Here is a 12,468-nt window from a genome sequence, read left to right on the forward strand (position 1 = left end):
GGGCTTATAGCGATTTTATGATCAGTGCTTTTTGTATACGGCGACCACGCTTCGCCTTTGTGATTTCCATACTGATCTCCCTTGCGGGCATCCTCTCCCTGCCGCTATTGCCGGTGGCGCAATTTCCAGAAATTACACCGGCGACTATTAATGTTGCCGCGAATTACGCCGGAGCCAGTGCCGAAGTGGTGCGCGATAGTATCGCCGTGCCAATAGAATCCCAGGTCAATGGGGTAGAGGGCATGGAATACATGTCTTCCACCAGCGGTAACGATGGTTCCTACAGTCTGACGGTAACGTTCAAATCCGGCTACGACGACGATATCGCCCAAGTGAATGTGCAGAACCGGGTGGAGCAAGCCACGCCACAATTGCCGGAAGACGTAAAGCGCGATGGTGTGGTGGTCTCTAAGCAGAGCACCACGTTGTTGTTGGTGGTGAATCTATTTTCCCCAGATCAGAAATTCGATGAACTTTTTCTGGCCAATTACGCCGAAATTTATTTAAAGGATGAGCTGGCACGCGTATTGGGGGTGAGCAGTGTCGTTATATTTGGTTCGCGCAATTACGCTATGCGCCTGTGGCTGGATCCGAACCGGATGGCCTCTCTCGATGTCACCACCCAGGATGTGATCAGTGCGGTACAGGCACAGAATATCCAGGTGGCTGCAGGGCAGATCGGCGCGCCGCCCATCCGCAAAGAGCAGCAGTTTCAATACAATATTCTTGTGCAGGGGCGGCTCATAAAGCCCGAGGAATTTGAGGACATTACCATTCGCGCCAAGCCTGATGGCGCCATGGTGAAAGTGAAAGACATAGCACGAGTGGAACTGGGTAGTGAGTCCTATTCCTCGTATGGCCAGCTGGATAACGAGGCATCGGCGGTGATCGGTGTCTACCAGCTGCCGGAAGCCAACGCGATCGATGTGGCCGATGGTATAAAAGCCAAAGTGAAGGAGCTGTCACAGCGTTTTCCCGATGGCTTGAAAGCGGAAATCCTCTACGATACCACCCTGTTTGTGGAGGCCTCCATCAAGGAGGTGGTGCGGACACTGTTTGTCGCCCTGCTCCTGGTTATTTTAGTGGTCTTCATGTTTCTGCAGGATTGGCGTTCTACCCTGATTCCTGCCATCGCTATTCCGGTTTCCCTGATCGGCACCTTTGCACTCATGCTGGCATTTGGCATGACTATTAATACCATCACTTTGTTTGCCTTGATTCTGGCTATTGGCATTGTGGTGGATGACGCGATTATTGTGGTGGAGAACACCCAGCGTCTTATGGGCGATGGTATGACGCCAAAAGAGGCCGCGCTGCAATCTATGCGCGAAGTGACCGGCCCAGTGGTCGCTACGACGCTGGTTTTATTTGCGGTATTTGTACCAGTGATGTTGATGCCGGGGATTACCGGCAAAATGTACCAGCAGTTTGCCGTTACTATTTCTATGTCGGTGGCGATCTCCTCCTTGAATGCACTCACCCTGAGCCCGGCACTCTGCGCCAGTATTCTCAAGCCGGGTAAAGATGGAGAGGTGGCCGGTATTAAAGAGACAGGGATTTTTGGTTTCTTTAATCGGTCTTTACACCATTCCACAAATTTCTATGTGGGTATGGTCAAAGCCTGCGTAAAAATTCCTCTAATCGGAGTGGCAACGATTATTGGGGTTTTCTTGTTGGCTTTTTGGTTGTTTATGAGTATCCCCACTGGGTTTATTCCCGATGAGGATCAGGGCACGTTTATGCTGCATGTGCAGCTGCCGGATGGTTCCTCCCTGGAGCGCACCGGGCCGGTTGTGGATCAGGTTACCGATATATTGCTGGAAGAGCCCGCCATGGCTCATGTGGTGGGGGTGCCCGGATATAACCTACTGACCAGCAGTGTCTCCTCCAACACCGCGATGATGTTTGCGGTATTAAAACCCTGGGATGACCGCCCCAGCGAAGCAGATCACCAGTTCGCGATTATGGAACGGGTCCAAAAAAAGCTGGCACAAATTCCCAATGCGCAAATTATGCCATTTGCTATTCCCCCGTTGCCGGGAATCGGCACTGTGGGGGGCTTTGAATTTGTGCTGGAGGATTTGCAGGGGCGCAGTATTACAGAGTTATCCCAGGTACTTTTCGATCTGCTCGGCGCAGCCAATCAGCGCACAGAAATCTCTCAGGCCTTCACCAGTTTTCAGGCCGCCACTCCGCAGTTGGAATTAAAAATCGACAAGGAAAAGGCCCATGTGCTCGGTGTCCCGTTGCCGGAAGTGTATTCCACACTACAAACTTTCCTGGGCGGCTATTACATCAATGACTTTAACTTATACGGCAAAGTATTCCGTGTTATCGCTCAGGCGGACGCGCAATTTCGCGATGATGAACAAAACTTGGCGGGTTTCTATGTGCGCGCGAATAGTGGGGGCCTGGTGCCAATCACCTCCGTCTCTACCATTGAGCCCGTAGTGGCCCCACAGACCATTACCCGCTACAACCTCTATAACAGCGTGACGATTAACGGCGCGCCGGCGCCGGGTTATTCCAGTGGTCAGGCGATGAATACCATGGAGGAGTTGGCTTCCAGGCTGCCTGAAGGCTATGGCTATGAGTGGACCGGCATTAGTTTGCAGGAAGTGACCTCGGGTAATCTGGCTCCCATTTTGTTCAGTTTGGCCATCGTATTTGTGTACCTGTTCCTGGTGGCCCAGTATGAGAGTTGGAGTATTCCCGTCGCGGTGCTCCTGTGTGTGCCCATTGCTATTTGCGGCGCCATGCTGGTGGTGTGGTTAGCGGGTTCCATTAATAATCTCTACACCCAAATCGGCTTGGTGCTGTTAATTGGTATGGCGGCGAAGAGTGCCATTCTGATTGTGGAATTCGCCTGTGTGGAGCGGGATAAGGGCAAATCCATTGCCGAAGCGGCCATCTCAGCCACCCGGTTGCGTTTCCGAGCGGTATTGATGACGGCTATGTCATTTATTCTCGGAGTGATACCGTTACTGGTGGCTACTGGCGCCGGTGCCGTGAGTCGTATCTCCCTTGGCTTGGTGGTGTTTGGCGGTATGTTGGCGGCCAGCCTGTTTGCCACACTGTTAGTGCCGGTGTATTACGCCTTGGTGCAAGCGATTCGGGAAAGGCTCAAAGGGGGCTATACCCCAGAGTCCCAGCAGGGGGCCCCAATGTCTGAGCGGCAGTAATCGGCCGAGAGTCGCAAATGGAGATTGCGGCATACGACTCGGTGTTATCACCGGGAATCAGTAAGATGAATGTTAGGGAGCCTCTAGGTGAAAGAGGTGGGACAAGTGTTTATGTTATCGATTATTGAAAAGAAAATTTCCCAACAAATTGAAGATCTGGAGGCGGGGGTTCCGACTGGGCCGGAGCTTTATGGCCACGCGGCTGTATTGATTGCCCTGACCAACGAGCCGGACCCTCATGTGGTACTTACCAAGCGCGCGGATACGCTTTCCACCCACTCTGGCGAAGTTTCCCTGCCCGGGGGACGATGGGATGCTACAGACCCCTCCCTGCAATACACTGCCTTGCGTGAAGCCGAGGAGGAGGTGGCTTTACCCATGAGTCGGGTGCGTATGCTCGGCCCCCTGTGGCCCCGTACCACCCGCTGGCAGGTGCATGTAACCCCTTGGGTTGGGGTCATTCCTGCCGACATTCACCTCAGCCCAAATCCCGGTGAATTGGATGCAATTTTCCGTGTACCACTATCCTTTTTCCTCGCCGATCCCCGTATCCGCACCGATCGAATCACTATTGATAATCAGGCTATTTACCTGCCCGCCTACCAGTTTGGCGAGTTTGAAATTTGGGGTTTTACCGCCGGAGTACTGACCGAGTTTCTGGTGAGAATATTGGGCGCCTCAATCGGGCGCAGGGACGATGTGCCATTGCGTGCCTTAAATTAGCCTTGATGTAAGTGTAATCTAGGGTTTTCTCTGGAATTTTATGATTGGGTACAGAGTTAATCTGATACGGTTTCGCCCAACTCATCCCATGCATCCATTAATAACTTTACCTGATCACGAGTGTTCGGGTCGGCAAAGAGAATTGGGAAATCAGGATCATCGACTAGCTTAACCTCTTCTCCGCGTCTGCATCGAATGAGCCAGTTGCCATCGACCTTGACCAATTCATCCCGGTATTCCGCGATTACTGCAATACGGTAGCCAGACCGGGTTGCATTTATTTCTACTGTAGTTGCCTTACCGGAAGCAGATTGCCCATCTTCAGAAAGATGATGTAGGGGTGAAGAGGTAATATGCCGACATCTTAGTTTATTGTGGATTAGCGCATAGCGCTCTAGCTTTTCCCTCCCACGAATTACACGACTGCCGTGTTGAAAGTGGCCATCAAGTGTAAACAGTGATGCCCAACCACGGGCATCACAATTATCAATTGTTAATGTGTACCGAGACAGAAGGTCGCTAATTGCAAATCGATCCCTGAACAACTGAAGTTCGTCCATTTTTTTACCTGATATTTAAATGAATGCTTGGCAAGCTGATGCTAATTAAAATAGTCACTGTTGCTAATTTTGATCGGTTGTTTGCGGCGGATATCTGCGCAGCGTAAAGCTGGCAAGATCGTTAGCCATCAAAAACCCTTTGTGCTCCCAGTAAAACGATTAGAATGTAATATTCTTGGCGAATGCGGTGAATACACAGCTTCGGGGTAAGTAAGTCATGCAAAATAACTTTGTACCGGGCAACCATCAAAGCGCTTTTTTTGAGTGGACGGCAAAGACTGATAATTTTTCGGTTAAAGAGCGTTGGTGGCGCTGGAAAGAGTTGATGGAAGTGGGTTTGCCGTATCGCTGTGAATTACAACTCAAGTCCCATCACAATGAGGAGTACTCAGGTGAATTTGCAGTCTCTGCTAACCTTGAAACTGGCGAGGCGTTTGCGCGCGCCTGTTTTTCTGGAAATACCTTCAAGCGCGCCAGTAACCACCTGAGTGATGGGTATAGTAACTTTACGCTAATTTACTTATTGGCGGGCAGGGGAGCCATACAGCGAGGTAAATATTTCACTCCAATGAATGCCGGCGGCCTTTACCTGGTGGATTTGGCGCAGACAATTACCCATGATTTGGTGCACGAAAGTCGCTCATTGCTGTGCCGTATCCCCCGAGGAAAAATCGAGAAGTATTTCTTGGGGCCAGAGGATAGTCGCCCTCTGGAAATTGATGGTAGTCGCGGTCCTGGTTTATTACTACGCAATTATTTGTTGTTGTTTCCCCAAGCAAAACAACAGTGTGCCTTTGTGGCACCGGAAATACTTTTCAATCCGATCTCGGATTTAATTATTGCCTGTCTGCAGGAGAGGCGTGGCAATTTGCCGTCCGAATCGGAAAGCCCCAGTCGGCTTAACACTATTTTTCGTGGGGCTTGCCAGTTGATACATAAACACTGTCGCGACACCGACTTATCTGCCCGCCAGTTGGCGGTCTCTCTGGGTATTTGTCCCTCTTATTTGCACAGGGCTTTGCGCTACCACCAAACCTCCTATGTGAGCCTGTTGAGGCGTGCCAGGATCGAGGCGGCATCGGCACAACTTCTGTCTACAGGCCGCGATGCCAGTATTTTACAGGTGGCATTCAATTGTGGATTTAATGGTACCAGCCAGTTTTCCCGAGCGTTTAGGGAGGAATTAGGCATTAGTGCTTCTGAGTTTGTGAAGCGTTCATTTGCTGAGAAAGAAGAATTGTTAAAGCTTGAAGAGTGAATTTTCAGTGTTAAGAGTGTTGGTTTATCGGTGAGATGGTTGTTTAAAACGGCATCAAAAAATATCAGCCGGGCCACTCAGTTTATGACTGACTCATCAAATTTCTGCCAGGCGTCGAGTAGGGTGTTTATTAAACTTGCTGACTCCGGATTTGCGTTTATTAGTGAAAATTCTGGATCACCAGGTAAATCAAACGCCTCCGTACTCCGGTGCTGGAGCAGCCGGTTGCCGTGAATGTTGACCAGCTCATTATCAGCCACCCGGCCAAAACCACATGGTACCTGAGGGGTATCGCTTCGTAGTTGCTTTACCGGCGATGCTCGATCTCTCGGGAGCGACTATATAGAGCGGTGAGGAAGTGATATGCCGAGTGCCATAGCTGATGGCGGATATGTATCTATTGATGTAGTTTCTGTCACCCCTTAATCCTTAAAGTGCCGTTATCAATGCCCCCATTTTCCGTAAGCAGAGGGACCTAACTCCCGGCCTCGCGGTCATTGATGCACAGAGTGAGTCTTGCGAGTCTTTCAACACATGGTTGAAAATCACCCATGATGTTTCTAAGTGAGCTGTTTGGGTGAGAAGATGGATCCGGAGGCAAAAAACCACAAGAGATAAAGACCTTTATTTCACTCTGTTGTCCATACAGATCGTGTCTGATTGGATAATGGTTTTTTATGTGGTTGAGTAATCCAGTGATTCCGAAGGATAAAGCTGCTAATAGGAAGCCAAAAGAGATTTAATTATTTTGGTAAAGCGCTGTACTTTTACGGGGGGGCTTTTTGAAAATAGGTGCATATAGTGAATCGGAGTTGAAGCCACTGTAACCACATGCTCCAGTGAACCATTACGAATAAATTTTTTGGCAGTCATGTCAGGTAATCTGGCAATTCCCAGCCCCACCTCTGTCATTTGCAATATATCGTGAAGGGAATTACAGCGAATCCTTGGTGTAACCCGAATTATATTTTTATTGCCAAGGTCATACTTTACTGGAGTACCCTGCCAGTCATTGGCTATATGCTCCCATTGGCGTAATTCGCAGAGTTCGTCAGGTAGACCACCTTGCTTTTCTATATACTTGGAGCTGGCATAGAGACTTTCTTGAAGAGTACCCAGTTTAGATACCTTGGCCGATTGCATATCCAGACTGCCCACCCGGATTGCCAGATCCACCTGGGATTCAATCAAATCTATGGGGGCATCGTCAGCCAGCAAGCGAACACCGAGCTGTGGATGTTGTTCTGTGAGCTGCGCAATTGCCGGAACAATGACAGGTTCGCAGAGTGCGAGAGGTGCCGTCACTGTCAGCGTACCCGAGAGCTTTTCACTGGTACTTTTTAAGTCTGTCAGGGCAGCGTTATAGATATCCCGGATTTCACGGCAGTGAGTGTAGAACTGGGTGCCGGATTCCGTTAAGGAAAGTGCCCGTGTACTACGGTAAAGCAGCCTGGTGCCGAGATCCTCCTCTAATCGGGTTACCGCCTGGCTAATTGCCGACTTGGTGCGTGCCAGATTGTCGGCCGCAGCAGTAAAGCTGCGCGCCTCTACAACAGCCAGGAATACCTGCATGTCCTCAAGATTGGGTTTCATTGTTCAATTTTTCTAAACACTAATTTGATTGAATCTCTGTTTATCACAGAGGTGGAGCTGGGGCAATATGCCCTCAGACCGTCAATACTGAGTTATCGAAAAAAGGAATCTCATATGAGCAAGGTGTTAATTGAAAAAACCATAGTGGCTAGTGAGCAGTGGAAGTCATTTTTCAATCAGGGAAATGCAGAAGGTTGTGCCTCTATGTATGAGAAGGAGGCGCAAATGGTGGCCAAGCCATTTGGTTTGTTCCAAGGGCGAGAGCAAATACAGGCTTTCTGGAAAAATTTAGTCGCGCAGGGGTTCTCAGATGTGACTTACCTGAATACTAAAATTGAAGCAATAGATGATTCGTCAACGGTGCTTTCTAGCCACTGGGAAATGAACAATGCACAGGGAGTAATCACGCGGGAACTCTGGGTCCTGCAGGATGATGGGACCATGCGCCTGCGTGAAGATCATTTTGAAGCTATAGATCCAAATGCTAAATAATTGAATAGAAATCCAAGAGCCCTGGAATGGCTTCTCGCAGGGAAAATAGAGGAATATTACAATCTAATATTGGGGCCCATTGCTGGTCTACAAAACTGGATCGTAAATCGTTAACTAGAGGGGCTGTTATCGGTTTCGATAGATGTCTTCAGGCTTAAAAATGCGCTTAGCATATGTCCAGAATGATTTATATCCTTGGCGACTGTGTAATGGTTCTCCAACGAGTAAGTTTCTTTTTTTGCCGGGCCTTTTCTTTGAAAGACCTTTGCTGTCATATGCTCGGCTACCATATGGCTGAGAGTTGAGGTAACAATGCTTCGATGAAGTCCGCGGTAAGCCAGATATAGCGCGCAACGACTTCGGTATTGAAGGAAGAGGAGCAGAGTCGAGAAGCTCACCGGTTGTATACTCGATCGGAATTTATTTGAAGGCCAGCTTTTGGCAAAATTGCACGAGATAGACTGGGGCGGTTTGGTGTCTCTGGAGATGCTCTAGGTACTTTCAATGGCGCATTTTATTTGCCCGGATTTTTCGACATTTGCTTTCATAGTAAGTAGCTTCGTGAATGACGTAATGCAAATAAAAATGAAGTCTTCTATATGGTGCGATTAGGTGTAAAAAATATACATTTCTGCCAAATGTTAAGGTTTGGCGGGGAATCCATGTGAAACTATATTGACGTTTAAGGAGTAATCCTCTTCTGTTGTAATAAGTGAAGTTCAATAATCGTGGCTATTCTTTTAGAGTCCCCTTAACTTAGTAAATAAGTGCATGAAGCGTACTTTGGAGATGTTATGAAAGGTCCGAGCCCTGAAGAAAAAAGCCCCAGAAAAGGGTTCCCAAGAACGGGATATTTAAAGAACTATATCACCTCTGAAAACATCTCAGTTGGAGATTATACCTACTATGATGATGTGAAAGGCCCTGAGAGGTTTGAGCATAATGTGTTGTATCACCACCCTCATATTGGAGATAAGCTTTTAATCGGGAAGTTCTGTTCTATTGCGCAAGGCGTAAAGTTTGTTATGAATGGGGCGAATCATAATCTGTCTGGTTTTTCGACCTACCCCTTTTATTTATTTTCCAATGGCTGGGAGAGAGGGGCGCCAGCTGCGGACCTGCTGCCTTATAAAGGAAATACTCTTGTTGGCAATGATGTTTGGATCGGTTTTGAGGCGACCATCATGCCTGGAGTAACCATTGGCAGTGGCGCCATTATAGGTACTAGGACTTTGGTGGCTAATGATGTTCCGCCTTATAGTATCGTGGTGGGTAATCCAGCTAAGGTCATTAAATATCGCTTTGATGAAAATACAATTGATGCACTATTAGATATTGCTTGGTGGGATTGGAGTGCAGAGAAAATCACAGAAAACCTAGAGCTTATAGTGGGTTGCGATCTCGCAGCGCTTAAACGAGTGAGTGTCCATGCCGATTAAGGGTGGAGGCAGCTGGTGGGGTATAAACCAAAAAAAGGGTAAGTCACATATTGTCAAAAGAAAGGTGCGGCAAGGGCTTAATGCCCCCTTAGCTCAATTCAGCTTATGTTCTGTTTTAAGGCGCGATATGGTTATTTTTTTGGGATTCCTCTTTAATTATGTAAAAACGGACAATAGATGTTTAGTGCATTTTTACAGTTCTTGGTGAAGTTAGATTAAGCGAATCACGTTCCATTATAAGTAGGCGATATATCGAGAATGCCTGTCCAATATATTCCCCTTTTTAGGACGCCTATATAGCTCATTGAATCTGGGTTTTTTTTGAGTGAAAAAAGTGATCCATCATGCCGCCTACCTCATTGCCGGCATGGGTGCGACTAAACTGAGTGAGACCCTATTTTCTCTCTGGAGCTCTATTCGTATGTCAGGAAAACTTCAAGGCAAGGTCGCCATAGTCGTCGGAGGCAATGAGGGTATTGGTGAAAGCACGGCCCATCGCTTTGCAGAAGAGGGGGCCAAGGTCGCTATTCTGGCGCGGAGAGAGCTGGAAGGGAAAACGGTTGAGCGGGCTATTCGATCGTCTGGCGGTGATGCGACCTATATCCCCTGTGATGTAACAGGCACTTCAGCGGTTACAAAAGCAGTTTCCGAGGTGGTTGGTTGTTATGACGGCATCAATATACTGTTTTACAGTGCGGGTACCGGTGCAGCCGAGATGTTCCCTGAGGAGCCTTTGCAGGAGTGGGAGGACGTCTTCAGGGTAAACCTGACGGGTGTTTTTCTAATGTGCAAAGCGGTGTGGCCCTATTTGATAGGCGCCGGGGGTGGCGCCATCATCAATATTTCTTCTCTCGCGGCACTCAGTGCCCCTACCGATAGCCAGCTGGATCAGGTTGGGTTTCTGCCCTCTGCTTCTTATTATGCCTCCAAGGCGGGAGTGGAGGCGTTTACCCGCTACATAGCAGGGATTGGTGCCCGTCATAATATTCGTGCCAACTGCTTAAGGCCGGGGCAGATATTGACACAGACGGTGACTTCCCCGCAGGGCAAACATATTTTTTCCAGCGTACTTGAACCCGCGCAAATGCTACAGGGGCCTGGTTATCCTCTTGATGTAGCCAATGCTGCCGTCTTTCTGGCCTCTGAGGACTCCCGTTTTATTACCGCGGATACGATTAATGTGGATGGCGGTTTGGTGGCTAAGGTCTGAGGTCTGGTGATTAGGTAGTCGGTTCTGGGGAGGGAGTCCTGCGGGCATATGCGGTTGAGCATCTATATAAGTCCTTCCGTCTATTTATAATAGGCGCCAATTTTCCCTTCCGGAACCGATTATGCCGAGACCTAAGTCCACCGTTTCTCTGGATGAGGTGCACTGGGGTGCGCTGAAGACACTCTTCCCCTATTTGCTTGAATTTCGCCGCGCTGTGGCCCTTGCACTCTTGTGCCTGATCGGCGCCAAGGTCGCCGGTGTCACTCTGCCGTTTATTCTTAAACACATAGTCGATGACCTGGATAACGTAGGAGGCCTGGCCCAGGCCGTGGCCCTGCCATTGGGGCTTTTGCTGGCCTATGGTGCGGTGCGATTTTCCAGCACCCTATTCGGAGAGTTGCGGGATACGATCTTTGGTCGTGTGACTGAGCGTGCCCAGCGTCGGGTTGGACTGGAGGTTTTTCAGCATCTGCATAAACTCGACCTAGATTTTCACCTGGACCGCCGCACCGGGGGGTTGTCCAGGGATATTGAGCGCGGTAACAGTGGCATCGGCTTTCTAATGCGCTTTATGGTATTTAATATTGTGCCGACCCTGGTGGAAATCGCCATGGTCGCAGGACTGCTTTGGTGGAATTACAGTGGTGTATTTGCTCTGGTTGTTGTGTCTGCCGTGGTTGTTTATATCAGTTTTTCTGTTGTCGCTACTGAGTGGCGTACACGTTTTGTCAGGGCGCTCAACGAAGCGGAGTCCCAAGCCAGCAGCCGTGCGGTAGACAGTCTGCTCAACTATGAGACGGTGAAGTATTTCGCTAATGAAAGGCATGAATCGAGCCACTACGATCGCGAGCTGGCGGTATGGGAGCGGGCCCGGCGCAAGAATCGCTTGTCGTTGTTTAGTCTGAATACCGGCCAGGCTCTGATTATTGCCATTGCTATGTGTGCCGCCATGGTCCTTGCTGCTATGGGTGTGGTCAAAGGAAAGATGACGATAGGCGATTTTGTCCTGGTCAACGCCTTTATGATGCAGATATTTATCCCGCTAAATTTTCTCGGCTTTGTCTATCGGGAAATGAAAGGTGCACTTGCCAATATCGAGAAAATGTTTTCACTGCTTACGGTGAAACCGGCTGTGGCGGATACCCCTGGGGCGCCCAGCTTGCAGGTGAGGGAAGGCCGTATTGATTTTGAAGCCGTACAGTTTGGCTACAACGATAGCCGCGAGATTCTCAGTCAGGTGAGCTTTTCAGTACTGCCGCGCCAGAAAGTCGCCATTGTGGGGGCCAGCGGGGCTGGTAAGTCCACCTTGTTTAAGTTGTTGTTTCGCTTCTATGACGCCAGTGGTGGTGCTATCCGTATTGATGGGCAGGATATACGCAGCATCAGCCAGGAATCCCTGCGCCGCGCTATTGGTGTGGTGCCCCAGGATGCGGTGCTGTTCAATCAATCGATCCGAGAGAATGTGCGCTATGGACGGGTGGATGCCACCGATGAAGAGGTGATGGCTGCAATTCGCCATGCCCAGCTGGCAGATTTTGTTGAGCAGCTTCCCCAGGGGGTGGATACCCTGGTGGGGGAGCGAGGTCTCAAGCTTTCCGGTGGCGAGAAACAACGGGTTGCCATAGCGCGGGCCCTGCTCAAAAAACCACCAATTATGATATTTGATGAAGCCACCTCCTCTCTAGACAGCCGTTCTGAGCGCGGTATTGTCGCCTCTTTACAGGAGATTGCCCGCGAGCAAACCACCTTGGTGATTGCCCATCGCCTCTCCACGGTTGTGGATGCGGATAAAATTTTAGTGATGGATCAGGGCAGGATTGTGGAGCAGGGCTCCCACGGTCAGCTACTGGAGCAAGACAGCCACTACGCAATGTTGTGGCGTATGCAGCAACAGGAACGCACGCCGGTTATGGGGGAGGAAAGTCCAGAGGCTCCTCAGTTTGTCGGCCCTTGAGGGCCCTATCTTGATAAATGTGCGCAGCCGGACTAATGTGGCGCCGACACAAAAAAA

Annotated in this window: 9 protein-coding genes; 7 read left to right on the forward strand and 2 right to left on the reverse strand. The window is 49.4% G+C overall.

Annotation, left to right across the window (positions count from 1 at the left end; all coding sequences use genetic code 11):
- Positions 1-17 precede the first annotated feature (17 nt).
- Both ACCI51_RS04390 and ACCI51_RS04395 read left to right on the forward strand, forming a co-directional pair.
- The gene (locus ACCI51_RS04390) at positions 18-3,182 is read left to right on the forward strand and encodes an efflux RND transporter permease subunit (protein ID WP_371842733.1); all 3,165 of its coding nucleotides are present in this window, start codon (positions 18-20) and stop codon (positions 3,180-3,182) included.
- 87 nt (positions 3,183-3,269) lie between these two features.
- A complete protein-coding gene (locus ACCI51_RS04395; protein ID WP_371842734.1) occupies positions 3,270-3,905 on the forward strand; it encodes an NUDIX hydrolase in 636 nt (211 codons plus the stop codon).
- Between the two features lie 56 nt (positions 3,906-3,961).
- Here the strand turns inward: ACCI51_RS04395 and ACCI51_RS04400 are convergent, their stop codons facing one another.
- Positions 3,962-4,465 (reverse strand): nuclear transport factor 2 family protein, encoded by a 504-nt coding sequence (locus ACCI51_RS04400; protein WP_299586296.1) that lies wholly within the window; start codon positions 4,463-4,465, stop codon positions 3,962-3,964.
- A 217-nt stretch (positions 4,466-4,682) separates the two neighbouring features.
- On the opposite strand from ACCI51_RS04400, the gene ACCI51_RS04405 reads away from it, so the two are divergent.
- Entirely contained in the window at positions 4,683-5,723 is a 1,041-nt protein-coding gene (locus ACCI51_RS04405; protein WP_371842735.1) for an AraC family transcriptional regulator, read from the forward strand.
- Between the two features lie 717 nt (positions 5,724-6,440).
- On the opposite strand, the gene ACCI51_RS04410 is transcribed toward ACCI51_RS04405, so the two are convergent.
- Positions 6,441-7,316, reverse strand: coding sequence for a LysR family transcriptional regulator (locus tag ACCI51_RS04410; protein WP_371842736.1), 876 nt, complete (start codon positions 7,314-7,316; stop codon positions 6,441-6,443).
- A 114-nt stretch (positions 7,317-7,430) separates the two neighbouring features.
- Between ACCI51_RS04410 and ACCI51_RS04415 the strand changes: the two genes are divergently transcribed.
- The 4 genes from ACCI51_RS04415 (at position 7,431) to ACCI51_RS04430 (ending at position 12,411) form a co-directional block, all read left to right on the forward strand.
- Positions 7,431-7,808, forward strand: a complete 378-nt coding sequence (locus ACCI51_RS04415; RefSeq protein ID WP_371842737.1) for a YybH family protein — start codon at positions 7,431-7,433, stop codon at positions 7,806-7,808.
- Positions 7,809-8,602: 794 nt separating this feature from the next.
- Complete coding sequence (locus ACCI51_RS04420) at positions 8,603-9,247, forward strand: CatB-related O-acetyltransferase (protein WP_371842738.1); 645 nt, start codon at positions 8,603-8,605, stop codon at positions 9,245-9,247.
- 325 nt (positions 9,248-9,572) lie between these two features.
- Positions 9,573-10,457, forward strand: a complete 885-nt coding sequence (locus ACCI51_RS04425; protein ID WP_299586285.1) for an SDR family NAD(P)-dependent oxidoreductase — start codon at positions 9,573-9,575, stop codon at positions 10,455-10,457.
- Between the two features lie 121 nt (positions 10,458-10,578).
- Positions 10,579-12,411, forward strand: coding sequence for an ABCB family ABC transporter ATP-binding protein/permease (locus ACCI51_RS04430; RefSeq protein WP_299586282.1), 1,833 nt, complete (start codon positions 10,579-10,581; stop codon positions 12,409-12,411).
- The last annotated feature ends 57 nt before the right edge of the window (positions 12,412-12,468 follow it).

The sequence above is a fragment of the Microbulbifer echini genome (assembly GCF_041447225.1).
In the GTDB taxonomy this organism is placed as follows: Bacteria; Pseudomonadota; Gammaproteobacteria; order Pseudomonadales; family Cellvibrionaceae; genus Microbulbifer; species Microbulbifer echini.